The sequence below is a fragment of the Pedobacter nototheniae genome, assembly GCF_004335085.1.
In the GTDB taxonomy this organism is placed as follows: domain Bacteria; phylum Bacteroidota; class Bacteroidia; order Sphingobacteriales; family Sphingobacteriaceae; genus Pedobacter; species Pedobacter nototheniae.
Genome location: NZ_RQRS01000007.1, coordinates 139,897 through 166,886 on the forward strand (window position 1 = coordinate 139,897; position 26,990 = coordinate 166,886).

A 26,990-nucleotide genomic window follows, 5' to 3' on the forward strand; every position below is an offset into this window, starting at 1 on the left:
TACTAAAATTCATAACTTTGAATTTGGGTTTTAAACATTATAGCTTAGATAACTTAGTGTGCCTGCTGAGGATTTTTCCTGGCAGGAGGTAATCCCAAACTTTAAGACGGGAAGTGGTACGAACACTTCTCGTTTTTTTTATTTAGTTGAGATTAATGAATAAGGTAGGTTTTGTATTATTTCTTCATTAATAGTTAGTTTAAAGGGTTTGCTCTAGTTTTGTATTATGGATTTACAGTTATTTGGTTGTTCTCTATCTTACATTTAATCCCCGAAAAACTTAGCATTTCAATCAACTTTTCTGCCGTAACGATGCGTGGAATTTTGCCCGAATATTCCTTATTTAGAATGGAGCCATTATAGTTTACATTAACATTATACCAACGGGATATCTGGCGCATTACAGATTGCAAATCGGCATGATCGAATTGAAAATACCCGTTTTTCCATGCAATAACGGCTTCTAAATCATCAATATCCCTTAGTTTTATTTGAGGAGAATTTTTAGCAATAAGTGATTGCTTACCAGGCACTAAAATTGTTTTCTCTTGTCCTTTTTTAAGCTCTATTGAGCCTTCCAATAAAGTTGTTCTTTCGTAAGCCTCATCCTGATAAGTATTTACATTAAAATGTGTACCCAATACTTTTATTTCAGATTGTGGTGTGCTTACAATAAATGGCTTGATTTTATTTTTAAAAACCTCAAAATAAACTTCTCCAGTTACCTCAACTTTACGATCATTACCCGAAAAAGCCGCCGGAAATTTTATGGATGAATTTGCATTTAGCCAAACATTAGTTCCATCGATCAGTATTAAATGATACTGCCCTCCTTTTGGCGTACTTACCATATTAATGCTGGCATTTTTTACATTTGTTTGCCCCACAAAAGAATAAACCAATTCGCCACTCTTAGTTTTTGTAATGGTTACCCCCGGTTGATTGCCAATTTCTCCATTCGCTGCATTATTTAAAATTATAGTTGAACCATCTGCAAGGGTTAAAACTGCGTTATTGCCACCTGGTTTTATGGTTGTTTTTGCAATCCCAATTACTGGCGAAGCATTTGGTACGAAATCGTTTTGTTTTAAGTAAAAGAATATGCCTACAGATAAAATGGCAACTAAAATTGCTGCTTTGGCAATAAACATAGCTAAAACCTTATTTCTGTTTTTTAAAGTAGCTACCTTGTTTTTATTTTCTATTTTAGAAGTAATACGACCAAATATTTCACTTTTAAGTTGAGTTATTTCATCAGAGTTACTTTCTAAATCGTGCCCATTTATGCCATCATACCAAAACTCCAACTTCCGTTTTTCTTCCGGTGTAGCCGTTTTGTTATTGTATTTATTTAATAAGCTTTGTAATTCTTCTTGATTCAAAATTATTGGGTCTTTGTTAGTATATCCGTTCAACCGCAATAAAGTACCATGAGGTATTTATTTTTTTATTTTTATTAGAAAAAACGGTCTTTAGATAGCTTGGTATAAGAATAAAATTAATTGATACGGTTAAAACTATAAATGTTTAGCAATAAGTATTGCTAAAATGGCAAGAGAAGAATCGTAGCTTTTAACACGATCTCTTAATCTTTGATATGCCATTTGAAGTTGATTTTTTATAGTTTGCTCGGATATTGCCAAATCTTCAGCAATTTGTTTGATGGATAAATCGTCTTCTTTTTTAAGAATATAGATTTCCCGCATCCTCGGTGGCATACGTTCTATTTCCTGATCTATAATTGCTTTTAACTCTTTCTCTAAAATAGCATGCTGAGAATATTGATCGGAAGGAGTTTCCATTGCAGTAACACTCAAAGCATAACGCAATCTAACCTCACTCTTTTCGTAAAGCTTAAAAATTTTATTCCTCAAAATTGCATGTGCATACGCCAAAACACTTCCTTCGGCATCAAGCCATTCTATTTTATCCCATAGACAGATAAATACATCCTGAACAATATCTTGAGCAAGATCTTTACATTGAACCTTTTTAAAAGCCTGCTTGTATAATGGATGCCAATATGCATCGAACACAAGCTGAAAGGCTTTTTCTTTATTTAGCTTTACTAAAATAAAAAAGTTACTATCTAATTCCTGATACATATTATTTTAAAACAATGAGTTAATTGTAACACATGCTTTCAATATTTTTGAACAATAAGAGAGAATTAAATAGGGAAAATACAACACGATAGGTTTTAATTATATTCAAGCATCAAAGTAACATAGTTAATATTAACCTAAAGTAAACTTAATAAAAATTTGGTTTTAAAATTTAACAATAAAAAAAATACCCCTTTTTACAGGGGCATTTTAAGGGTATTATTTGGGCATTATAACTTAGTAATCGTCGTTGAGCGCAAAAATAGGCTTTCTATGCATCCAGTTTCCGCCAGTAAAATCTGGAAAATCTATGGTTTCATTGCCCATTTCGATAGATTGCTCGCTTAATGGTGTAATGGCGCTCCACGCTGCTGCATCATAAACATCAAGTGGTGTTGGCTCATTGCGTTTCGCGGCTTCTATAAATGCGTGGATCACGAAAAAATCCATACCACCGTGTCCTGCTCCTTGCGCATCATTACCATATTTTTTCCACAGTGGATGATCGTATTTATCCAACCATTCCTTTGCTTTATCCCAGGTATGTGGCTTGCTTACACCTTCCACATAAATGCTGCTGTTTACATCCATCCATAAACCTTTAGTTCCTTGTACTCTAAATCCTAACGAATATGGTCTTGGCAAATTGGTATCGTGCTGTAAAATAATGGTTTCGCCATTTGCACAGTCTATTGTTGTGGTTACAATATCGCCTAATCTAAAATTAACCTTTGCATTTGGATGATCGGCACCGCCTTTTTCAACGATGTAATTATGCAATCCTCTTGATTTTGTGGCGAAAGAATTCAGCTTTAAAAATCGATTTCCACGGTTTACATTAATACATTGTGCAACTGGCCCAATACCATGTGTTGGATATAAATCGCCATTGCGATGTACGGAGTGATTTGTTCTCCATTTGGCTTCAGAAAATCCTTTTTCACCAAACTCAACGCCGTGCCCGTAAGGATTAACGCCATCATTAAACTTAACTTCTCTTAAATCATGTTGATAGCCTCCTTGTAGGTGTAAAATCTCACCAAAAACACCTTGTCTAACCATATTTAGTGCCGCCATTACATCTCTGCGATAGCAAACATTTTCGAGCATCATAACATGTGCATCATTTTTTTCTGCAGCGTGTACAACGTCCCAATGATCCTGAATATTTATTCCAAGAATAACTTCTGTAGCAACATATTTAATCCCAGCATCGATTGACCCTAAAATCATTGGTTTATGAAATTCCCATGGAGTGGCAATTACTACTGCTTTAATGCCCTTTAATTCAAGCATTTTTTTCCATGCATCATTGCTGCCCGTATAAATTTTAGGCATAGGTTTACCACTTTTAGCAATAATAGCCTTACTCATTTGGAGCATACGATCATCTACATCGCAAATGGCAACTAAATCTACATCGTCTCTTTTTAATAATAAAGATAAATGGTTTTGACCGCGAAGACCAACGCCTATCATTACAACTTTAATTTTTTCTGGCGCTGATGAAGCAAATAGGCTTTGATCTGGGATAGCTGCGAAAGCCGCTGTAGTTAATCCTGCGTTTCTCACAAAATCTCTTCTATTCATAATTTGGTTATTGTGTGTATAGGTTTTAATTGATTTTATTCGAATGTATAGATATTTACTATGACTGAAAAAAATCAGCTTAAAAAAAACTACGCAAACGTTTGATTAATTTCGTATTATTACGATTGGAAGAATTTAATGTAGTTTAGTGCTTAATATGTCATCGAAACCAACAACAATTAAAGAAATTGCTAAAATTTTAAACATCTCACCTTCAAGTGTATCAAGGGGTTTACATGATCATCCAAGTATTGGTGCTGTAACCAGAGAAAAAATTAAACAACTAGCTCAATCTTTAAATTATCAACCAAATAACGCAGCAATTCTCTTTCAAAAAGGTAAAACTTATACAATAGGTGTTATCTTACCCGAACTTTCTGAACATTTTTTCTCTACTGCAATCTCTGCAATTGAAGATGAAGCTTTAAAGAAAAACTATACTGTTATTTTTGCTCAATCTCATGATGATTATGAGCAGGAAGTAAAATTGGTAGAAAAAATGAAAAACCAGCGTGTTGATGGTCTTCTCGTATCAATTAGCAAGGATACTTCTAAATTTGACCATTTTGAACGCTTAAACTCTTTTAATATTCCTGTTGTATTTTTTGATCGCATCCCTCCTTTTAAAAATGTGCATTATGTTGCCTGTAGCATTGAAAATGCAACTGTAAAGGCCGTTAATTTTCTACTAAAAAAAGGTCACAGAACTATCGGAATGATTAATGGTCCTTCAACCCTATTTGCCAGCGAAGAGCGTAAAGAAGGTTATATGCAAGCGATAACATTTAATCGCTTAAAATTTGATCCTTCCTTAATTGTAAACTGCGATTTAACTGAAAAAGGGACAATAGAGGCTGCAAATCAATTTATTAATCACAAACGTAAACCAACTGCTATTGTAACTTTTAACGATTATGTTGCCCTTTTCTTAATTAAATACTTGAAAAAAGCCAACGTTGTTAATGATTTTGATGTGGTTAGTTTCGCCAACTTACCTTTTATAAGTTATTTAGATCATACTCCAATTGCATCTATAGAGCAATATCCTTATTTACAGGGACAAAAGGCAGCAAACATCTTGTTAGATTTAATTAATAGCCCTAATACAGAAAATCAAGCCTTTTATAATACCCTGGTAGAGTCGGATTTGATTATAAATTCTGAAAAATAATAAACGACTCAAACGTTTGCGTTGAGTTTTAAGATTTATTCAAACTTCCTGGTAAAATATTGTACTGTTTTTTAAAAGCTACAATAAAATGTTGTGGGTTTTTATAACCAACTAAAAAGGCAACTTCATTTACGGTTTTCTTTTCATTAGCGAGTATAAAATGTGCCTTCTCCATTCGTAACTTATATAAATAGCCAAAAACGGTGTGCCCAGTTATTTCCTTAAATCCTTTTTTCAACTTGTAATCATTTATTCCAGCCTTTCGTGATAGCTCTAAAAGTGAATTGGGGTTTTGTAAATCACTTTCAACAAGCTTTTTTGCAAGCAAAATTTTCTCAACATCAACCTGTTTCAATGAAATCGTTGTCAAATAATTATTTATTTGCGCATAAAAGATTATTAATTCATACACCTTTGATTCCAGAAATAACCTTTTTATTCGTCCAGCATATTTTTGGTTGATTATCGATTGTATTACCAAATTAATTTCAGTGGGTATATTAGATTGGCAACTGGCAAGGAGTTCTTGTTTAAACAATCCATTAGTTAACTGGCGATAATAAGCTGGTGTTAATTGTATATAAACAAATTTTGCCTGCTCATTAAATGTTAGGCATATAGGTAAGTTGAAAGATATATATTGTTGGTTTTTGTTGATACTGATTGTATTTTCACCCGTATGGATATTTAAAATGCCATCCATATTATACAAAAAGCCAATGTGCTTATGCTTTACTTCAAAAGAAAATTTACCAACTCTGGCCGTTACAGAAACAATACTAATGTGTATCCCAAGAAACCATTTTTCTTTAAAATGAACTTGTAAAGCTTCATCCGTTACACAATATTCTTCTGCATCGATGTCGTGTTTTCCGTCAAAATTTTCGGGATAAGTGTTTTTGTAAATAATGTTTCCTGAAATATGTTCTGAGAGTTTTAATTCCATAATTATTTAATCCGTTTAACGGTATAAATTATCCGTTTGACGTTATCAGTTTAGAATGATTATTGACAAATTTGCACAATTATTTATAATTAGTCTAAATAAATGAAGATATATTTATCAATTGCCTTATTATTAACTGGTTTTATTGCATTTGGGCAGGCCCCGAAAGTAGATACAACTAAAACAAATAACTTAAAGGATGTAGTGGTTACGGGGCAATTTGGTCCACAGTCTTTAAAAAATTCTGTGTATAACGTACGCACAATCAGTGCAGAAAAAATAGCATTAAGAGCGGCAACAAATGTACAGCAGATATTAAATACTGAGTTAGGTTTTCGTTTTAGCAATGATTTAACTTTAGGTGTAAGTGATGTACAATTAATGGGAATGAGTGGTAGAAATATTAAAATACTACTGGATGGCGTACCCATGGTTGATCGTTCTGATGCACGAGAAAGTTTAGGCCAAATTGATGTTAATACTATTGAGCGTATTGAAATTATAGAAGGGCCAATGTCTGTTGTTTACGGTACAGATGCATTGGCTGGCGTTGTAAACATTATTACTAAAGGTGCAGGTAAATCTTTATTAAACATTACGGCAAGGGTGCAAGAAGAAACCGCAGGCAAAGAGTATGAAGCTTTTAGTGATAAAGGAAATCACATACAAAATGTTGGTTTAAGCTGGCAAAATAAAGGTTGGAATGCTTTAGTTGGCTTTACACATAATGATTTCGGTGGATGGAACTTGGCTTCGAAAACTGCAACTATTGATGAAGTTAACTCAAACACTAACCGCTGGAAGCCAAAAGAACAATGGTTTGGCAATACAAAAATTGGATATAGAAACGATAACTTTAATATTTGGTACCGCCTGGATGGTTTAAAAGAAACCATTGATGTTCGAAATGGAATAAACCCTAATAATTATAGAGGCCGACTTCAAACCTATACAACAAACCGTTATACGCAACAAGTTCAATCTGAATGGAAAGTTAATAACAAGCTTAGTTTTACTGGTATTGCTGGTTATACCGATTTGCAAAGAGGAACACGCACGGTAATACATGATTTTACCAATAACACAGAGGAATTAACTACTGCAGCGGGCGAACAGGATGTTGCGAAGTTTAAATCTATTATTTTCAGATCTACAGCGCAATATATTTACAATCAATATGTTTCCTTTCAACCTGGTTTTGAATTTAACCATGATGCAGCAAGTGGTGCAAGGATAACTGGATCACCAGTAATTAATGATTATGCTTTTTTCTTATCATCTGAAATTAAACCCATTGAAGGCATTAATATCCGTCCGGGATTAAGGATTATTAAAAACTCCGTTTATAAAGCACCCGTTGTTCCATCCATAAATACCAAATTTAGCCTAAGTAAAAGTTTGGATTTCCGCCTTTCTTATGCTCGTGGCTTTAGATCACCAGCTTTACGTGAACTTTATTATGATTTTGTTGATGCCAGTCACAACATATATGGTAATCCTAATTTAAAAGCTGAACAATCAAACAGTTTTAATGCTTCGTTAGCATGGGCGGGTGTACAAGAAAAAGATATCCAATTCCGCTCTACACTATCTGGTTTTTACTCTAAATATAAGAATCGAATCATATTTGCTACCGACCCTGCAAATCCACAAATTACTACATTACTTAACGTATCGAAATCCAAAACAACAGGTGGAACTTTGGAAAACAGCTTGGTTTTCAAAAACATAATAGCCTCATTAGGTTTCTCATACATTGGCAATTACAATGAAATATTAGAAGACTCTCCTACACTTGATATTCCAGATTTTGTTTGGAGTGCTGAAATAAATGCAAGCGTCTCTTACAGTTTTCCTAAAATTAACGGAACCATAAGTGTTTTTTATAAATATGTAGGTAAAAAACCAAGCTACCAGTTAACTACTCTAAATAACGTGCAAACAGCAACATTAGGAGAAGTTGGTGCATACAACCTTGCTGATTTAATGATTAACAAGAAGTTATACAAAGGTTTAAATATTAATGCTGGTATAAAAAACTTATTTAATGTAACACAATTAACCAATACCTCAACCGCAACTGGTGGCGCACATAGCACGGGTGGTACTTCACTGCCTTATAACTACGGCCGATCTTACATTGTTGGTTTAACCTATAACTGGAGCAAATTTTAATAAATCATCATAATACAAAAAAAAGGAAACATGAATAAATTTAACTCAATTATTGCTATGGCTATCGTTGCAGCCACATTTACAGCTTGTAAAAAAGATAGCAACGAACCTGTTATTGTAGTCCCGCCTTCTGATGGTAGTACGCTAACTTTAAATGGATTAATTGGTGCTGAATTAGGCAGCAGTGCAGGTAACAGCGTATTTGTTGATTTGAGCAAGGATAAACAAACCTCAGTTGTCAGAGCATCATGGGATTTAGGTTTTTACAGTGGAGATGAATTTCGCGTGATCTTAAATAGTACTATGGGAAGTGCTGCTGTTGCCCTTGAGAAAACAGATCTTAATCAAGTTACAGCTCAAGATACAATAAGTTTAGCACTAAATACGACACTTACTATTGGTCAAGGGGCTGGCACACTTACACATGTTGATCCTGTTTTAGGTACAAAATCTACTTACTTAGCAGGAACAGTGATCAAAGAAATCTCTGCAACTGATGCCAATAATAAAGTTTACATTATCAATCGTGGAACAGCTGGCTCTACTGAAAACAGAGGTTGGCAAAAAGTGCGTATTTTACGTAATGCAAACGGTTATATTTTACAATATGCTAAAATTAATGAAACCACATTTAAAACTCTAGCTATTGCTAAAGATGCCAATTATAACTTTAAAACAGTTTCATTCGTAAACGGTATTGTAAATGCAGAACCGACAAAAGCTGACTGGGACATACAATGGGGATTAAATACTTACAGGGCAGCAACAGACAAACCTGCGCCACTTGATTTTGTACCCTATACTTTTTCTGACTTCGTAGTAATAAACTTCATTGCAGGAGTTCAGGCTGGAGAAATACTTACTTCAACAGTAAGTTATGCCAATTTCAAAGAATCAGATATTGCCAATGTTGTTTTTAAATCAGAGCGTGATGTAATTGCCGGAAACTGGAGATTTACCTCTAACGGTCCGTTAGGAGTAAAATCAGATCGTTTTTATGTTATTAAAGATGGCGCAGGAAACGTTTATAAACTAAAATTTGTAAGCTTTATTTCTAATGATGGTGGTACGCGTGGTAAACCAGTGATTGAATATAAATTAGTTAAAAAAGCCTAAGAGACATTAGCGCTCTTATTGAAAATATGTTTTGTTAGTTGGATAGATGCTCCCCGCGATGGGGAGCTTTATCTTTTAGGGCATATCAAAACATTCACTAGTGATATAATGCTTAGACAGAATTATAACGGCTGTAAAAGCAAGATATAAAGGCTATAAATGCAAAAAGGGTTCCGAATATCGGAACCCTTTTTGTTTCTACTCGCGAAATATTATTTTCCAGAGTTTTTCTTGTCAGTTACTTCTGCACGGATTTCTTGTGCTAAAACTTTAAGATCTTGCATTGCTTTACGCACACGAGTACCAGCAGCTGCGTTGCCAGCATTGTAAAATTTTTCTACATCTGCTTCGATAGCAGCAACTGCAGCTTTAACTTTTGAGAATTTTTCCATCGCTAATTGATGTTTTTAAGGTTTAAAAAATTTATTTTTTCAATAATACATATTTACCTTGAATTAACAAGAGAAACTTAATATTTATTTAGAAGAAGTTTTGCACATTTTTAAGCTGTTAACATGCCCCTATTACTACAATAACCGTATTTTTCAATTTTTCCAATTGAAATTATTCACCAATTGTTGCCTCTTCTGCTAGCTGTTTTGATAAGTTTATTAAATTATCAAATGTGGCATTTGCGCTATTTACGCATTTATCATAATCGGCCTCTACAACGCTTTCATTCAATATTGAAACAAATGTTTTCCATTTTGCACCTAATTCTTCTCCATAAACGCCATAATAACTAAGGCCAGCAGCATCATTTACAAAATTTGTATTCGCTAAAATATGCTTCCTTATTACATTTCCACCTAATGTAGCCCCTTCAAGCACGTATAGGGCACCCAGAATTTCTGCCGTGCTATTACCTGGAACAAACATTTCAAAATTTAAATCAGGGCGTGTATTGGTATCTATTTTCCAATATTGCAAATCCTTTTCCAGGGCTGGCAACTTTACTCTTTTGTCCATTTCTAACTTCGAAGCTATTTCCTGGTTAAGCTGTTGAATTAGTTTAGGTTCTAATTCTTGATGAATAATGTAATTGATTGTTAACAGTTTTTTGTAGCCGTTTATACTCAAAGAATTGTTCATAATCTCATTAACAAACATTAAGGATTCTAATTGCTTGTGTTTTTCAGCGGTTTCTGTTCTTAATAAACTGGCGATCATATTTAAATTTCAAACGGGGGTTTAAAAACAAAAGACTCGAATTTGGCTCGAATCTTTTGTTTAATATTTATAAAAAAATTAATTTAATCTAAGGTGTTGGTTAAACCAAAAGTCGTGTACGGAGTGTACGCACTTTACAAGGTTATCATAACCATCGGGTTTGGTAAGGTATGCGTTGGCACCAAATTCTATTGATGCTTTTACATCGTCAGGGTTATCAGATGTAGAAAATAAGATTACTGGGATAGATTTTAAATAAGGAATATCCCTTATAAACTTTAATAAATCCAATCCTGACAAGCCTGGTAAATTTAAATCCAATAATATTAATTTGGGTTTCGTTTTACTTTCGGCAAAATTTTGAAGTTTAAGCAATGCTTCGGTTCCATCTTCTACAATACTAATGCTCAAAGTATCTTTAACCTCCTGTATGGCGCTCTGCATAAAAAATGCATAATCCACATCATCCTCTACATAAAATATATCCGGCGTTTTCATTTTATCTATTTTTAAAAGCCACATAAAAGGTAGAACCTTCGTTTAGTTTACTATCAAACCAAACTCTGCTATTGTGGCGCTCTACAACTCTTTTTACTATGGCTAATCCCACTCCTGTTCCTTCAATCTCTTTAACATTATCCATGCGTTTAAACAACTCAAACACACGGTCATAGTAACGATTATCAATTCCTATACCATTATCTTTAATACTGTAAATTGTTTCTCCATTAGCTATATACGCAGAAACTTCAATACATGGTTTTTCAACCATTAGGGAGTATTTAACCGCATTTCCAATTAAATTTGTAAACACTTGAGCAATCATAGTCTTATCACCTTTAATATCTGGTAATTGACCTAAAATCAGTTCTGCATTACCTGCTTTATAGGCAGCCCACACTTCTGCGCAAACCTCATTAATAAGATTTTGCATATTAATGGTTTCAAAACTAATATCAGAACGGCCTACTCTTGCCAAATTTAAGATTTCCTTAATCAAAAAATTCATTTTATCCGCTCCCGTTAAAATACGACCGAGCATTTTCCTGCCACCCTCATCAATACTTTTATTTTTTAACAGCAGTTCTGTATAGGTTTTGATAGAAGTTAATGGTGTTCTTAAATCATGAGAAATGGTGTAACTAAAAGTATCAAGTTCCTCATAAGCAGCTTGTAGCTTTTCATTTAGCTGTCTTATTTCATTAGCCTTTTTATTTACATCTGTAATAATAATCTCGCGGATGCGTAACACTGAAGCAATTTCTTCAGGTAGCCAACGCTCTGAAGTATTGTTTACAACCTCAGACCATGTTTCAAAAGATTTTCTTGGTGAAAGATTTAACAACCCATTTTCTGAAGGAGTTACTGGTTTCTCTGGATCTCCGGCCCAATTTACTGATGAAATTTGCTCAGGCTTAAACCAAATAATTAATTCTGAAAGCTCTTTACTTAAGGTACAAGCTAATATTCCTGATGCTACAGTTTTATATTTTTTAGCAGGTAAAAATATTTCTGATAAGCGATGGGTATAATAGATAGACTCATCATTTGATGATTTTATCCAGGCCGCGAGGTCCAAAATATCATTATCTGCTGGTACATTTCCTAATGTTTTTAAGGTATTTTCGAATATTACAGCTACACCCGTTGCTTGGGTAACATCTAAAATGGTACGGGTATGGCTGGTAATGGCTTCTAATAAATACTTATCACGATTTAAATGTTCTGTTAGTACGGCTGCAGTATCCTTAAATTGTTCTATAATTTCTGCATCCTCTTCTTCCTGGCGATATTCAAGTGCTGAAGAGAGTATTTGTCCGATTAATTTAGAGCCTTCTCTTGCCTTATAATCAATAAATTTAGGACTATAATTATGGCAGGCAATTAAGCCCCAAAGCTCACCGTTTAATATTAATGAAATACTGAAACTGGAATAAACGCCCATATTCTTTAAATATTGAATATGGATTGGTGAAACCGCCCTCAAACTCCCGTTTGTTAAATCAAGGGGTGTATTTTCTTTAAAAGTTAAAATTGGAGCATCTTCTGTATTTACGTCAGCAATAAGCCTGGTTAAGTTAAGTTTATACAACTCACGGGCTTGCTTTGGTATATCTGATGCTGGGTAGTGCAAGCCAAAAAAAGGTTCTAAATCATCCTCTTTTTCTTCTGCAACAACTTCTCCATGCCCATCATACAAAAATTTATAGATCATAATCCGATCATAATTGATCAGCTTTTTAACCTCTACCGCTGCACTTTTAAGCAATTCTGCAATATTTTTATTGGCCAACATTGCTGCTGCTGATCTGCCTACAGAACTTTGAATATCATATTGAAGCGTTACAGGTTCAAACTCCAGCAACCAATCATTGGTGGATGAAGAAATAATCAGGTAAAACGGCTTTCCATCTATTTCAATTGGGTGTGGCGTTATCGCATCAAAGCTTTTTCTGATAATGCCTAGCCTCAATAAATCTTCAATATTAAAATCCGGCTCTTGCTTACTTAAAAAAGTATTTAAGGTTTCGAGCGGCTTTTCTAGTAAATCTTTAGCGGTTTTGTAAATGAATTGAGATACGTTTTCACTCACGTAACTAATGTTATAGCTTGCTTTATCAACAGCGATTAAGAAACCATGCGACTGAACTTTTCCTGGTATATGGATTGGCTCTTTATCACAGTTGGTAAGATCTACAGAAAATTTATTCATATTAAGAATTAGTAACACAAAAATATAAGATTTGTTTAGGTATTAAAACTTATTTTCACTCCCAAAAAGTTTAATTAATTGAGTTTTCTAAGTTGGATTTTATTATATCTTTGCTGAAAATTAAAACATCCCTTGGCTAAGAAAACGATTTTAGTGGTTGAAGATAACCATGCAATTTTAGATGTAATTACTTTAATCCTTGAAAGCGAAGCCTTTAACGTTATTGGTTTAAACAAGGGTACAGATTTTATTAACCACGTTGGTGATGTAAAACCTAACGTGATTATTATGGATATTATGCTGCCTGATGTTGATGGCAGAATTTTGCTTAAGGATTTACGTAACGACCCGACCCTAGCGCACATCCCTGTTTTAATGATTTCTGCCCGTTACAACTCCAACAACTACATGCTTGATGATGTTGCTGCTAATGATTTTATGGCTAAGCCTTTTAATATAGATGAGTTGATGGATAAAATTTACGCTCTATTAAAATAGAGTTATCATTAATCTGCCATTCCTGGTAATTTAATTCCACTGGTTTTTAAATTCTCTAATAATTCCTTTTGAAAGTTAAATTTGGTATCTGTAAAACCATGAGCTTTTACCCAAACATTTAACGTTACCTTAAAGCCACTATCATCCAAAACTGAAACGCCTATTCTACGTTCGGGCGATTTTAAGCAATCTTTAAACTCATCAACAGTTTTATTAAAAACTGCAACAACCTTATCATAGTCAATACCGTAGCTAAATTTCATTTCAATATCCAGTCTTCTACTCCCTTTGGTACTAATATTTATAATTACCTCGTTAGATAGTTTACTATTTGGAATAACTACCGTACGGTTATCAAATGTTGTAACAATGGTATAAAATATTTGTATTGAAGTTACCGTGCCTTCCTGCCCTTGAGCAATAATATTATCGCCTACCAAAAAAGGTTTTAACAATAAGATTAATACACCACTGGCAAAATTTTGCAACGTACCAGATAGTGCCAAGCCCGCAGCAACACCTATACCGCCTATAAGAACGGTTAAAAATGTAAGTTGCAAGCCAATTACCTGTGTGGCGGTAAGCACCAGAATAATTTTTAAGGTTATTAATATTAAGCTGGTTAAAAATGGACGTAAAGATGGATTTACATCTTTTTTATGCATGCCAGATTGTAGCCACTTTCCAATTAACTTTATTACCCAGAAACCAACAATAAGTAAACCTAAACCGAGTAAAATTGATGGTCCTCTATCTATTATCCAATCATAAGCTTTATCATAAAAATGGCTAACGTTATTTGTATCTGCTATCATATAAAAGGGATGTTTGTTTCTTAATTAGGGCTTTTTATGTTTGGAAGGTTGATCTTTACTTACACTTACTTTTTTAGCATCCTTGGCTGATGTTGTTTTATCATCTGCTCCTTTTGCCTTTGCATTTTTAGGGGCAGTAGCTTTATTTTCTTCTGCTGAGGTTTTTGAATTTTTCATGATGAATATTTTAAATAATCTGTATAAAAAATAATAACTTATTAATCCTGCATTAACCAAGCTTTAGCCTGCTCCAGTTCATTGGGTTTAAAACCTTTTGAGCTTCCAGGTGTGGCTATTGTAAAAACATCGGTAAACCATTCTACGCCTTTTTCATGACTAACAACGGCGATTTTTTTCCATTTGGTAAAATTTTGCAACCCTGCTTTTGCATCTTGCACCCACGCCCCTGCGGTAAAGTTTTTTACATCGGTATCCAATACCAGCAAATACCTTATTTCATCAAAGCGATCTACTATTCTTTTTAAACCTGGTAATAAAACATTTTTTAAATCGTCGGCATCAACTTCTCCAGTTGCCCTTACTCCAAAAACATTTTCTGGTAATCCTGTTATCTCTGTTAACATAGTTTTATAAATTATTTACTTAGAACAAACTAATCCTAAAAGAAGTTTTTAATTAAAAAAATTCTTAAAAGTTGTTTTAATGTTTAAAACAGTTATCTAGCTGATGATGTTATGGATATAAATTTTATCGAAACGAATAACTACCCTATGAAAACTAATTTTATAAAGATTCCTGCTGCAATTTGTGCGCTTGGAATAATTTTTACCGCTTGTAATAGCAGTTCAAAAAACGGAACATCTAACGATACAACCAGGAGTGATACCAGTAAAGTTGTAGGCATAAAACCTGCTGGACCAGCCCCTGAATGGGGTAAAACCATTAAGCCTGAAATGCAAGCCGTGATAGAAAAACTAGGCAGTTATGGCGATAAACCCATTGAGCAGTTAAGTGCTGTTGAAGCCCGAAAAAACCATACACCTACAGATGCTGTAATGGATTTGATTAAGCAAAATAACATTACAATACCTGCCCCAAAAGTAGATACAATGGGTAAGGATATTGATGTTAATGGAGCCAAAATTCATTTAAGGGTTTATACTCCTAAAGAAGGTAAAGGGCCTTTTCCATTAATTGTATATTATCATGGTGGGGGTTTTGTAATTGCCAATATTGATGTTTATAATGCATCGGCACAGGCCATGGCAGAGCAAGTTGGTGCCGTTGTGGTTTCTGTAGCGTATCGCCTTGCTCCCGAAAATAAATTTCCAACCGCTCATAATGATGCTTTTGGTGCTTATGAATGGGCTGTTAAAAATGCGGTTAGCTTAAAGGCCGATCCTGCAAAGATTGCCGTTGTTGGCGAAAGCGCTGGTGGTAACCTGGCGGCAAACGTATCTATAATGGCTCGTGATAAACACATTATGGTTCCAGTACATCAAGTTTTAGTATACCCTATTGCTCAAGCTAATATGGATACAGAATCTTACAAAACTTATGCTAATGCCAAACCTTTAAATAAAGCAATGATGGCTTGGTTTACCGAAAAATATGTAAACAGTATGCTTGAAGCGCAAGATCCAAGAATATCTTTAGTAAAGGCTAATTTAAAAGGTTTACCGCCCACAACTATAATTACAGCAGAAATTGATCCCCTAAATAATGACGGGGTAATGCTTGCCGATAAATTAAAAGCCGCAGGCGTTAGGGTTGATAGTAAAAATTATGAAGGGGTTACACATGAGTTTTTTGGTATGGCTGCTTTAGTACCCGAGGCTAAACAAGCTCAGGCTTATGCTGCCGATCAATTAAAGGCTGCCTTTAAATAAATAACCACCCAAAAATAAAAAATTTAAGGCTCCATCGTAATTGAATTGCAATTATGATGGAGCCTTTTTTATGATGCCTTCTTTGTAAATTAATTAGAAAACGATTGCCTAAACTCTACGGGTGATAGATTGGTTTTCAGCTTAAATAGCTTACTAAAAGACTGTGGATGCTCAAACCCTAGCGCATAGGCTATTTCTGCTACAGAAAGATCGGTTGTAGATAATTTTTCTTTAGCATGCTCAATTAGTTTTTCATGGATATGTTGTTGTGCCGTTAAGCCTGTAAGCACCTTTAATAAGCTACTTAAGTATTTTGAAGAAACATTTAGGGCATCGGCAATATCCTTAACCGTTGGTAATCCTTTGGTTAAAATATCGCCACTATCAAACCACTTGTTTAGCAGTGCTTCTAATTTATCCAAAAGTTTGTGATTGGTAATTTTACGCGTTAGAAACTGTCTGTTGTAAAACCGCTCAGAATAATTAAGTAAAACTTCTAAGTGCGCTATAATTATATTCTGACTAAAACTATCGATATTAGATTGATACTCTTGCTTGATATTTTGTATAACGCCAATAATGGTTTTTTCCTCCTTATCAGACAGGAATAAAGCTTCACTTACCGAATAATCAAAATACTCATATTGCCTTATTTGTTTAGCTAAGGGCGTATTCCATAAAAAATCAGGATGAATAAGCAACATCCAACCACTACGTTTAACGTTTTGTTCTGGCTCTACTTCTATCCTAAAAACCTGCCCTGGTGCAATAAAAAACATTAAGCCATCGTCAAAATCGTACTGTTGCTGTCCGTATTTTAGCTTACCATTTAACCCTCTTTTTACGGAGATCATATAAAAATCAAGTACCCAATTAAATTCGCTAATATCAGCAGGGCGCCTCATGGTGCTGTAATCTATAATACTAATAAGCGGATGCTCAGGTTTTGGCAAGCCCCTAAGTTGATGGTACTCTACTATTGTACTTACTCTTTTTGTTTTTATGCCAGACATGGGCTACTGCATTAAATTTATGGTAAAATTAAAAATAAATAAAACCAGGCAAATCGCATCTATCAAAAAAGACTGCATTAAGGCTTTAATAAAGTGCAAACCGCTTAATTAAATTATTGCTGATTAAAAACAGAAGCAAATTCAGTAGCAAAATCTGCAAGCTTTACCCTGCCCAGTACTGGTTTGTGCAAGTAGTAATCTTGGTATAATAAGCCACTACCCTGACTTGCCTGCATTTCAACAAAACCTTTAGCCACCTGTGTATTAAAGCCAATTGCCAACCATCCATTTAGTAATTGCTCATTGCTTATCACTTTCCACTCCAAATCTGGCTTTCCAATTGCGTTGCCTAATGCTTTGGCAATTTCATTAGGAGATACCTCATCACTCGCTACGTATCTTACAGATCTACCGGTAAAAGGCAAATCCATTTCTTCGGCAATTACCGCAGCAATATCCAAAGGTGATACCCAAGGTTCTTTTTTATCCCCTCCATAGTTAGATATAATTGCCCCCTTACTTTTAATGGTATTAATAAAAGAGAACATATTAATGTAAAACCCAACTGGGCGAATAAATTTAATAGCTACATCCTGTGGTAGTTCACTTAATATTTGCTCTACATTGTAATGAAACTTAAGAATGCCATTGCCACGCTCCATATTTGCGCCAATACTACTTAAGTGTACCACTTGCTTTACACCTGTAGCCTCAATAGCATGTTTATAGTTTTCGCCAATTTTGCTAATCTTATTTATAAAATCTACGGAAGGATTGAACATATCTCCTGCCATTTCCATGGTTTCCATAAGGTAAACAATGTCGGCATTTTTAAAAGTGCTGATTAAAAAATCTGTATCAAAAATACTTCCTATTGCAGCCTTTGCACCTAAGCTTTCTATAGCCTCTTTTCTTCTAGCATCGTTACTAATTACGGTAACGACATGGTTGCTTTTAATTAAATGTTGGGTAAGTGGCTTTCCTATATTCCCTAAAGATCCAGTTAGTATAATATTCATAATTATTGTTATTTGTTTATGCAAAAATCCGCAATAGCAAATAACAAGAAATAACCAAAAGGCGTAATATTGAAGCCAAAAAGCATTTATTGAAAATCCTTTATAGGTAAAGCAGGGTTTATGTTTTTAACAATGCTACCCTGCTTTACCATAATTTACCTTAAAAACGGATTATTTAATTAAGGGCTTTATAGAAATTGTATCTTTTTGCGATGGCAAAATTGTAGTATATTCCTTTAATAAATTATCATTCATGGCTACACCATTTTTACAAATATTGCCCTTACTGTAAACCTCTTTACCAGGAAATGGCTTTAAATCTGCAGATTGATCAATTTTAGTAACCAAAAACTCAGTTTTAAACTCAACAGTTTGATCGTAAATTGTTCCTAAAAACTTACCCCAAAGCTTACTGGCACCAATAATAGAGTAATAACTAGGGTAAATACCATTAGGCGTTGCAATATAATTAACATCAAAAATAAGCTTATATGGCTTGCCATGTAAACCAAGAATATTTCTTTGCGGCGTTTTTTCTACAAATTTATCTGGTATTTCCATGTGGAATGATTTTAGTACAAAATCACTAGTTAGGTTTAACACCAGTTTATATATTCCTTTCACGGCATCATCCTTAGGGCTAATGGTAATTTTTATGTCGCTACCATCCTTCTCATCAGCCTGCTCCTGTTTATACTTATAATCTGATAAGGTTTTTATTGGGAAATACCTATCAATCATTCTAGATACTAATGCAAGTTGAAAGGCATGATTTGGAGAGATTTTCGAATTGAGATTGGCAACTGCAGAATCACCTTTAAATACTGCACGTTCATCATTTTTACACCTAGAGGCTAAGATTTTAAATTGTCCATCTTTTTTAGTTCGCTGGTCTAAAAAATATTCAGCCAGGGCATCAGCATACTCACTACATTTGCCATTAGTAAAAACAAGTTCTCTGTAATATCCACTCAGCTTCATTGGTTTAACTAGTGCATGGTTTACCTGCCTTTTTACGCTATCTAATACTTCTTTTAAGGATAACCGGGCAATAGTTACTTCATGTAGATTTTCGGCGTAATCATCAAGCTTTATTACAAGCGTATTTTCTTTTAATGCTTTATTTATTGCAATGGTTTTTGATTTATAACCAATGCTAGAAAAGGTGAGAGAATCTGTAGTGGCAAAAGGCGCTGGTAACGCAATTATAAACTTACCATCGCTATTGGTAATGGAACTTAATCCTTTGGTTTTAAAATAAATGGTAACACCAGGAATGTTGCCATCGCCATTGGTAGAAATAACCGTACCAGAAATGGTTTTATTATCCTGTGCAAATAGCCCTAGGCTACTGCTGATAATCAATAGAATGATGGAAATTTTCAACTTCATTTGTTTGTGCTTATATGTGTTAATATTCAAGTATAATATTGTCTAAGATCACAAACCATCAAAAAAGTTACATTAAAAATAAGAAAATCTTTACTCACAGCACTGAGGTATAGATTAATAGGCTGCGTACAAAAAGAAAAAGCCCCACAGATTTAAAACTTGTGGGGCTGTAATGTATTAAAAACCGTAACGTAAACCTAACTGAAATTGATAGGTGTTACCACTCAAAGCAGATACCCCTGCATTGGTTCTTACAGTATATCCGTATTGATTGGTTGCCGGGTTAAAGCTGGCAATTTTATAAAGTTGTGTTGCACCCAAGCTATGGTTTACGCCCTTATTTTTATTTAATAGATTGGCTACATTAAATAAATCGGCAGATAGCTCTAAGTATTGTTTTTTATAGGTTTTAATCTTTTTAAGAATCCTTAAATCAAACACACCGAAAAATGGATTAATACCTCCATTTCTTTCTGCCATTTTACCAAAACTTTTAGTGATGTATTCTTTAGCGCTAGGCTCAACCAAATCATTGTTTAAAATGGCGTTAATACCATCTTTAATCGCTTGCGGTGTGGTGGCAGCATTAGGATCATAAACATAAGCCAGATCATTCATATCAACAAAATCGCCGTTTACGTTTCCATTTACTGTTAAGGAATATCTGCTTCCGCCTATGCCTGAGAAGCGTACGCCTACACTAAAACCATAAAAAGTTGGAGAGCTGCCATAAAAAACAATTTTGTTTCTAAAGTGATTGTCAGAATAACTCATTTGGCTTAAATCTCTTGGGTTATCCTTTACAAACAAACTACGTGTAGCACTATTGGCTACATTGCCGTTGTAAGAAGTATTATCTTTTGTTTGGTTCCATGTATAAGAGAATGATATTTCGCCATCCTTAAAGTATTTGTAATCTGCATCTACCACAAAAGCCATTTGATTTACCTTGCCTACACTTTCCAGTTGTAATACGCGGCCTACTTCTGTTGTTTTTCTACCTTTTGTCCAATCCACATTTCCCTTTGCATCAATAGTATTTGCTGGTACATAAACGCCTCTATTATCTTCTGCTGCTATTCTGAAATAAGGATCATCAACCATATTTTTATCTAAATACATATAATTGTGTCTTCCTAAACTTAAATAGCCTGCAAGGGTTATTCTAAAATTGCGACTAAAAAAGTGCGAATATGATGCGTTTGCTTTATACACCAAAGGTACTTTAGCATCTTTACCATTCATGTTTATGGTTGCCATTTTGGGTATTGCAGGGTTGCTTATTAAATCCAAACCGGGTGCCGAAGCTGGGTTTTGCCTGTAACTAGGGAAATTTGGTGTAGGTACCGAAGCTCCAGTTAAATCCACACTCAAAATACGCGATCCATCAAAAACCATATTGTTAATCATAGAGTATGGGTTAAGCGCCGAACCTAAAATACCACCACCAAGCCTGATAATATTTTTACCATTTTGAGCTACATCCCAAGTAGCCTGTACGCGTGGTTGTATTTGCAAGCTCGATAATTTATTCGCTGTATTTAAGCCCAAAGTTCTATAAACTACCTCATTAAAGTTTGCATGATCCAAATAGGTTGTATAATCTAACCTTAAGCCTGCGGTTAAACTTAAACCTGGCAACAATTTGGTTTCTACTTGTGCATAAATATTTGGAGCCAATATGTTAAACTTCACATTTCTATCTGGCGATAAATAAACTTCTCTTGTAAAGCGACTTGGTTTAAGGTTATCAAAGTTTGTTAAGCCATCAAAATAGAACCGTCCATTAACTTCGCTGCCATAAATGGTATTTTGATTGGTAAAGGTAATGCCACCCCCAAAAGTGAAATTATATTTTCCCTTTGTCCAATATAAATTATCGGTAAGCTGTACAGAGTTGTTATTAAAGTAATCGCCACCATAACGCTGCCCGCCAAGTTGTATATCTGTAGAGTATGGTTTGGTGCCACCAGCCACAGCAGATGAAACACCCATTACGGTTGCTCTAGGTATATTATCGGCAGGTAATTCATCATTGGCAAATAGCTTATTATATTCCCAATAATACTGCAATTTAAGCTCGTTGGTTAAATTAGGAGTTACCACCGTACGTAAAGATGCCATTAAGCTGTTGTTTATACTTTTTCTGGAGCTGTAAACCTCATAAATGTTAATTGCAGTATTATCACCATCAGATAAATTATCATAATCATAAATAAAATTATTGCGGATGGTAAATAGATTTTTCGAATTGATTTGCCAATCTATACGTGCAAAGGCTGCATGTGTATTTTTCTTTTTACCAAACTGCCCAAATTGTGGCGTATTGGCTACACCATACTTTGCCCTCGCAATTGATAAATAATTATCAAGCGTGGTTTGAGTAACATTATTACGTTTTTCATCATCGGCACCTTGTATATTGGCAATGGTAAATGGCCTCGAATCTGCCTGATGATCCCAAACAATAAAAAAGTGCGCTTTATCCTTTACAATTGGTCCTCCTAAAGAGAAACCATACTGATAGGTAGAAAAATCTTGTGTTCGCTTTGCACCATTTAAACCGTACGGACTAGTAAGCCAATTGGCACGGGCATAAGTAAACACACTACCAGAAAAATCATTGGTACCCGATTTTGTAACCGTGCTAATTGTACCACCACCTGCATTACCATATGTAACATCGTACTGGTTGGTAACCACCTGAAACTCTCTTATGGCTTCCATTGAAATAGAATAAGCACCAGTTGGCAAACCTCCAGAAATTGTGCCACGGGCAGACATGCCATCAATCGTGTAATTTGTTGCCGAACCCAGCTGACCGCTTAAACTACCACCTGAACCACTACTTAATGGAGATAAATCTGTTAGGGAAGTAAAATTACGCCCGTTAACAGGCAACCGTGCAATATCTTTAGGCGTAATGGCGGTTGATGATCCAATGTTTTCTATCTTATTACGTAATGATGTTGAGCTAGCCTTAACCTCTACCATTTGTAATTCTTCGGTTTTACCCGTCAGCTTAAAATCCACATGCAAAACATCGCCCTGGTTTAAAGTATAACCTGTTTGCTTTTGTGTGGCCATACCAACCATTGCCGCCGTAATACTATATGGCGAACCCAACGGAAGCTCTTTAAAGAAAAATACGCCCTTTTCATTTGTAGTGGTTTTTATCGTAAACCCTGTCGATTCATTTTTAATAATAATTGTAGCGCCCGGCAATAAGCCACTAGCATCGGTTACTTTTCCGGTAACATTGGCAAGGTTTGCCTGCCCCATACTTGCCATAACAAAGACGAGGTTAAATAAAGCAATAAAAAATGTTTTTTTAAGGTAGCGGTTGTTCATAGTTTATATAAATAATAGATTAAAATAAAAGCAAATAATAAGTAGCACACAGTAAAACCTGCAACTACTTTACATGGGATATGACCTACAATTACCGATAATAAAAACAACACAAAAGCAAGGTGATTTTTTTCAGCTTGCGGGAACTTTACGCTGCTTGCAACAAAAAAAGAAAGGTTTTTGGGGAGATTTGGGGTAAGCTTTAATTTACTTATGCATAAATACTTTGTTTGGTATGAGTTGCGCAAATGTACCATTGCACATATTAACCGTTTGTTAACTCAACATTAAGGAATATGATGTTTTCGCGTTTTTAGCATATGCAGTATATATGCGTACCCAGTTTGGCTGTGATTTAATTATAAATTTACAAATTGCACCATAGGCATAAATAAAACAAATGCTTTTTTCCTTATTTCTTATTCATCCTTAAATAATAAATATTCCAATAATACCATTAAGTGGTTTTTATGACCCGCAATTAAACTATTGGAAGCACAATTGAATAAAAGAATAGAGAAGTAATTAAATTAATCCTCCAAATAAAATGACGTCAGTTTTTCACAATAAAGGCATATTGACCTTCAAATTAAAAAGTTTTATAAAAAAATGTACCGAGTATATCTCCTACCTTATTATTATATTACTACTAACCACAAAAGCTAATGCGCAGGGGTTTCAAATTAAACCTTTTGCACCAAGAACATCTACCCTTGTGCCTAATGAATTTAAAGGTAAAACCAGCTATAATTTAAGGGGAGATTTTATAATGATTGGAAACTCAAATATATTTTCGAACTTACCAGGGGTACCTGCTGATATTTATAATTCTTCAATGGCCGAATTTCAATTACCGCAAAGTGTGCCCTTAGCCTGTACTAAAATTGTTTATGCGGGTTTATATTGGTTTGGAAAAACCGAAGAGGATAATGGTGTAACGTCTGATAAGAAAAAAAGTATCAAGTTTAAAACGCCAGCCATGACTAATTATATAGATTTGACAGCCAAAAGCACTGATATTTATTTTGGCGAGCGCAAAACAGACATCCCTTCAAACCCATTTATTAACGAATACATGACCATGTTTGCTGGCTATTATGATGTTACCGAGTTGGTACGTACCGCAGGAGTAGGTGAATATTCCGTAGGAAATATTTATAACCAATTAGGTTTATATGAGCCATATCGCAACAATATATCTGCCGGATGGGGCATGGTAATTATTTATGAAAATCAATCATTAAAACCGCGGAATATCACTGTTTTTGATGGTTTCAATTATATAAAACCAGCAAACAATGGCCCTATGCCTAATACAGAATCAGGAACCCTGGAAATAAATGGTTTCCGAACTTCAGATTACAATCCTCAAGGTAAATTTGGAATGATGGCAACACGAATAAATCCTTCGGAAACTGGCGATAGTTTTCAGTTCAAAGGAGGGAATGATCAATATGTATCCTTATCGCATCCTGAAATGAGGGGCGATTTTTATTTTGATTCTTCTATTTATATTGGCGATAACAATCGAATCCCTTACGACCGAACAAATTTTGGAACAAATATAGGGGTTGTTGATTTTGTTAATCAAAATCGCAGCCTTGTTTCTGGCAACCAAACACAAATGGCATTACGATATAATTTATCTGGTGGCACCTTTGGTATCTATAACATCGTTACTGCAGTTGATGCCATTGTTCCTAAAATTGCCCCCCTATTATTACCCCTGGGCGGTTTCAGCAATAATGGCACAGTAGAACCAAATCAGATTTTAGAATTTGAGGTTCCCATCAGAAACAAAGGCAATGAAGGCGTTACAGGTACTAAATTAGAAATTACCCTACCACCAAATGTTTATTTTGTTAGCGGTGCTTCTACCCCAGCTAGCATTCCGGCTAATTGGTCATCTACAGCTGGTACTAATCCTGCAATTACCTTAGGTGGTAAAATTACCTGCAATATTGGTAATATACTTTTCCGAGATGATTTGGAACGCGTTATTTACAAACTAAAATTTAAGGTTAAGGTAGCTAATGATTGTATTTTGCAAACCTCTACCTGTGCCAAAAATATTACTATAAGCGGTAAGGTTACGGCAACCGGAGATCAATCAAATAATAATGCATCATGGGATTTAATAACCGCTTACATGGCTAATGAATGCGCAAGCATGCCCATTAATAATGTATTCTCTTTAAATATTAACCCTGCTAACTGTGCTGATATAACTACCGATGGTTTTAAAACTTTTACCATTTGTGATGCAACAACTATAGCCAGAACTAATATTACGGCTATTTATCCAACTGAAACTAAATTTTATAGCCAATTGCCCAATACTGATGGTTATGAAGCAACATTAATTAATGGTGATTTTCCTGTTGCCAATGGCATTACAAAATATTATGCCATTGCTAATGGAATGCCTGCAGATTGCTACTTCAAATTACAAACCCAATTAGGAAGTTGTGGCAAATCTAATATGATGACCAACCCAATGATCCCCATTAAATTTAAAACTCAATAAACCTTTAAGTAGCCGTTATGCTGAATTTATTTTAGTACCTCTCTCTATCATTCAGCATAACGATTTGTTTAAATTTCACTAAATATTTTACTCCGTCACCCTGAATTTAGTTCAGGGCCTTTTAAGATAGATTCTGAAACAAGTTCAGAAGGACGATTGTTTTTTACCACCAACCGCTCACCCATAAACCTGAGTGCAGCGGCATCCGCGATTTCTTCTATCGCGATACAGCGAAACACAGGAACAAACTTTCAAAATAACTACAGGCTTTGCTTTCCTAATCTTAATTACTGATTTAAGAAACTATCGCAATAGAACTTATTTGGAAATGAACGGTCGGCAATACTTAGCATACAGCAGCCCCGCTCCCGTTTCTGCCCCGATGAAAAATCGGTGGCATCCACTCAAATCGGGTTTAAATACAAAGATTGGAACGTCCGTTGTTGCGAGGCTGGGCTACAGCGAGTCGAAGCAATCAGCTGTTCGAGATGTTCCGCAGGCATCTCGAATTAACAATAAAAAGGGTTCTCTGAACCCGTAAATAGGTAAAAGCTATAAATGACATTCAGGATTTGGAAATCCTGCTTTATCAATGGTACGAGATGTGCTGAAAAAGCTAACATCTCAAACAGCTGGATAGTATTGAATTGGCAGTAGGCAGTTTAGGGTTTGTAGTAGATAATTTAGAACTTGTAGTAGACCGTTTAAGGTTTTCAGTTGATAGTTTAGAACTTGTAGTAGACAGTTTAAGGTTTGCAGTTGATAGTTTAGAACTTGTAGTAGACAGTTTAGGGTTTGCAGTTGATAGTTTAGAACTTGTAGTAGACAGTTTAAGGTTTGCAGTTGATAGTTTAGAACTTGTAGTAGACAGTTTAATCAGCTGTTCGAGATGTTCCGCAGGCATCTCGAATTAACAATAAAAAGGGTTCTCTGAACCCGTAAATAGGTAAAAGCTATAATGACATTCAGGATTTAGAAATCCTGCTTTATCAATGGTACGAGATGCGCTGAAAAAGCTAACATCTCAAACAGCTGGGTTAAATGATGCTCCTCGGAACCCATTCGTCATTGCGAGGCTGGGCTAGAGCGAGCCGAAGCAATCTATAATACTCAACTATTTGCTTTTAATGGCTTCCGTGGCTAAAAAGCTAACATCTCAAACAGCTGGTAAGATTGCTTCGTGCCTCGCAATGACGAGGTGGTTGTTATAAAGCCAAAAAGCATGTTTTATGCAAATTATTAAATCAGCTGTTCGAGATGTTCCGCAGGCATCTCGAATTAACAATAAAAAGGGTTCTCTGAACCCGTAAAATAGGTAAAAGCTATAAATGACATTCAGGATTTGGAAATCCTGCTTTATCAATGGTACGAGATGCGCTGAAAAAGCTAACATCTCAAACAGCTGGGTTAAATGATGCTCCTCGGAACCCATTCGTCATTGCGAGGCTGGGCTAGAGCGAGCCGAAGCAATCTATAATACTCAACTATTTGCTTTTAATGGCTTCCGTGGCTAAAAAGCTAACATCTCAAACAGCTGGT

22 protein-coding genes are annotated in these 26,990 nt (G+C 34.9%); 7 read left to right on the forward strand and 15 right to left on the reverse strand.

All coding sequences use genetic code 11. The features are described from left to right. Positions 1-224: 224 nt before the first annotated feature. From EHC72_RS08355 to EHC72_RS08365, 3 genes are all read right to left on the reverse strand, one after another. Complete coding sequence (locus EHC72_RS08355) at positions 225-1,382, reverse strand: FecR family protein (RefSeq protein WP_131537226.1); 1,158 nt, start codon at positions 1,380-1,382, stop codon at positions 225-227. A gap of 135 nt (positions 1,383-1,517) precedes the next feature. Continuing rightward, positions 1,518-2,105 carry an RNA polymerase sigma factor gene (locus tag EHC72_RS08360; RefSeq protein WP_131537227.1) on the reverse strand — a complete coding sequence of 196 codons (588 nt, stop codon included), beginning with the start codon at positions 2,103-2,105 and terminating at the stop codon, positions 1,518-1,520. A 237-nt stretch (positions 2,106-2,342) separates the two neighbouring features. Then, positions 2,343-3,695: a Gfo/Idh/MocA family protein gene (locus EHC72_RS08365; protein WP_131537228.1), complete on the reverse strand. Its 1,353-nt coding sequence runs from the start codon at positions 3,693-3,695 to the stop codon at positions 2,343-2,345. 157 nt (positions 3,696-3,852) lie between these two features. Here EHC72_RS08365 and EHC72_RS08370 point away from each other — a divergent pair, with 157 nt between their 5' ends. After that, positions 3,853-4,866 carry a LacI family DNA-binding transcriptional regulator gene (locus EHC72_RS08370; RefSeq protein ID WP_131537229.1) on the forward strand — a complete coding sequence of 338 codons (1,014 nt, stop codon included), beginning with the start codon at positions 3,853-3,855 and terminating at the stop codon, positions 4,864-4,866. Between the two features lie 28 nt (positions 4,867-4,894). Here EHC72_RS08370 and EHC72_RS08375 read toward each other — a convergent pair whose 3' ends face one another. After that, complete coding sequence (locus EHC72_RS08375; RefSeq protein WP_131537230.1) at positions 4,895-5,812, reverse strand: helix-turn-helix transcriptional regulator; 918 nt, start codon at positions 5,810-5,812, stop codon at positions 4,895-4,897. A 102-nt stretch (positions 5,813-5,914) separates the two neighbouring features. Between EHC72_RS08375 and EHC72_RS08380 the strand changes: the two genes are divergently transcribed. Together EHC72_RS08380 and EHC72_RS08385 are read left to right on the forward strand one after the other, a co-directional pair. Beyond that, complete coding sequence (locus EHC72_RS08380; RefSeq protein ID WP_131537231.1) at positions 5,915-7,987, forward strand: TonB-dependent receptor plug domain-containing protein; 2,073 nt, start codon at positions 5,915-5,917, stop codon at positions 7,985-7,987. A gap of 30 nt (positions 7,988-8,017) precedes the next feature. Beyond that, complete coding sequence (locus EHC72_RS08385) at positions 8,018-9,103, forward strand: HmuY family protein (RefSeq protein ID WP_131537232.1); 1,086 nt, start codon at positions 8,018-8,020, stop codon at positions 9,101-9,103. Between the two features lie 212 nt (positions 9,104-9,315). Here the strand turns inward: EHC72_RS08385 and EHC72_RS08390 are convergent, their stop codons facing one another. From EHC72_RS08390 to EHC72_RS08405, 4 genes are all read right to left on the reverse strand, one after another. Continuing rightward, positions 9,316-9,495: a hypothetical protein gene (locus EHC72_RS08390; RefSeq protein WP_010602585.1), complete on the reverse strand. Its 180-nt coding sequence runs from the start codon at positions 9,493-9,495 to the stop codon at positions 9,316-9,318. Between the two features lie 172 nt (positions 9,496-9,667). Next, positions 9,668-10,273 (reverse strand): biliverdin-producing heme oxygenase, encoded by a 606-nt coding sequence (locus tag EHC72_RS08395; RefSeq protein ID WP_131537233.1) that lies wholly within the window; start codon positions 10,271-10,273, stop codon positions 9,668-9,670. 78 nt (positions 10,274-10,351) lie between these two features. Further along, positions 10,352-10,771 (reverse strand): response regulator, encoded by a 420-nt coding sequence (locus EHC72_RS08400; RefSeq protein ID WP_131537234.1) that lies wholly within the window; start codon positions 10,769-10,771, stop codon positions 10,352-10,354. Between the two features lies 1 nt (position 10,772). After that, entirely contained in the window at positions 10,773-12,986 is a 2,214-nt protein-coding gene (locus EHC72_RS08405) for an ATP-binding protein (RefSeq protein ID WP_131537235.1), read from the reverse strand. Positions 12,987-13,118: 132 nt separating this feature from the next. Between EHC72_RS08405 and EHC72_RS08410 the strand changes: the two genes are divergently transcribed. Then, positions 13,119-13,484 (forward strand): response regulator transcription factor, encoded by a 366-nt coding sequence (locus EHC72_RS08410; RefSeq protein WP_131537236.1) that lies wholly within the window; start codon positions 13,119-13,121, stop codon positions 13,482-13,484. 8 nt (positions 13,485-13,492) lie between these two features. On the opposite strand, the gene EHC72_RS08415 is transcribed toward EHC72_RS08410, so the two are convergent. Genes EHC72_RS08415 through EHC72_RS08420 form a run of 3 tightly spaced genes read right to left on the reverse strand, consistent with a single transcriptional unit; the run spans position 13,493 to position 14,883 of the window. Next, entirely contained in the window at positions 13,493-14,299 is an 807-nt protein-coding gene (locus EHC72_RS08415; RefSeq protein WP_131537237.1) for a mechanosensitive ion channel family protein, read from the reverse strand. 24 nt (positions 14,300-14,323) lie between these two features. After that, complete coding sequence (locus EHC72_RS22655) at positions 14,324-14,476, reverse strand: hypothetical protein (RefSeq protein WP_165585790.1); 153 nt, start codon at positions 14,474-14,476, stop codon at positions 14,324-14,326. Positions 14,477-14,517: 41 nt separating this feature from the next. Then, positions 14,518-14,883, reverse strand: coding sequence for a SpoIIAA family protein (locus EHC72_RS08420; protein WP_131537238.1), 366 nt, complete (start codon positions 14,881-14,883; stop codon positions 14,518-14,520). Between the two features lie 147 nt (positions 14,884-15,030). Between EHC72_RS08420 and EHC72_RS08425 the strand changes: the two genes are divergently transcribed. Continuing rightward, positions 15,031-16,149: an alpha/beta hydrolase gene (locus EHC72_RS08425; protein WP_131537239.1), complete on the forward strand. Its 1,119-nt coding sequence runs from the start codon at positions 15,031-15,033 to the stop codon at positions 16,147-16,149. Positions 16,150-16,238: 89 nt separating this feature from the next. On the opposite strand, the gene EHC72_RS08430 is transcribed toward EHC72_RS08425, so the two are convergent. From EHC72_RS08430 to EHC72_RS08445, 4 genes are all read right to left on the reverse strand, one after another. Then, the gene (locus tag EHC72_RS08430; protein ID WP_131537240.1) at positions 16,239-17,162 is read right to left on the reverse strand and encodes a helix-turn-helix domain-containing protein; all 924 of its coding nucleotides are present in this window, start codon (positions 17,160-17,162) and stop codon (positions 16,239-16,241) included. A 113-nt stretch (positions 17,163-17,275) separates the two neighbouring features. Next, positions 17,276-18,181 carry an NmrA family NAD(P)-binding protein gene (locus EHC72_RS08435; protein ID WP_131537241.1) on the reverse strand — a complete coding sequence of 302 codons (906 nt, stop codon included), beginning with the start codon at positions 18,179-18,181 and terminating at the stop codon, positions 17,276-17,278. 171 nt (positions 18,182-18,352) lie between these two features. Further along, positions 18,353-19,573: a carboxypeptidase-like regulatory domain-containing protein gene (locus EHC72_RS08440; RefSeq protein WP_131537242.1), complete on the reverse strand. Its 1,221-nt coding sequence runs from the start codon at positions 19,571-19,573 to the stop codon at positions 18,353-18,355. A 177-nt stretch (positions 19,574-19,750) separates the two neighbouring features. Continuing rightward, positions 19,751-22,924, reverse strand: a complete 3,174-nt coding sequence (locus EHC72_RS08445; RefSeq protein WP_131537243.1) for a TonB-dependent receptor — start codon at positions 22,922-22,924, stop codon at positions 19,751-19,753. Between the two features lie 547 nt (positions 22,925-23,471). Here EHC72_RS08445 and EHC72_RS08450 point away from each other — a divergent pair. Further along, positions 23,472-25,451, forward strand: coding sequence for a DUF11 domain-containing protein (locus EHC72_RS08450; RefSeq protein ID WP_131537244.1), 1,980 nt, complete (start codon positions 23,472-23,474; stop codon positions 25,449-25,451). Between the two features lie 647 nt (positions 25,452-26,098). Further along, entirely contained in the window at positions 26,099-26,365 is a 267-nt protein-coding gene (locus tag EHC72_RS08455) for a hypothetical protein (RefSeq protein WP_131537245.1), read from the forward strand. The last annotated feature ends 625 nt before the right edge of the window (positions 26,366-26,990 follow it).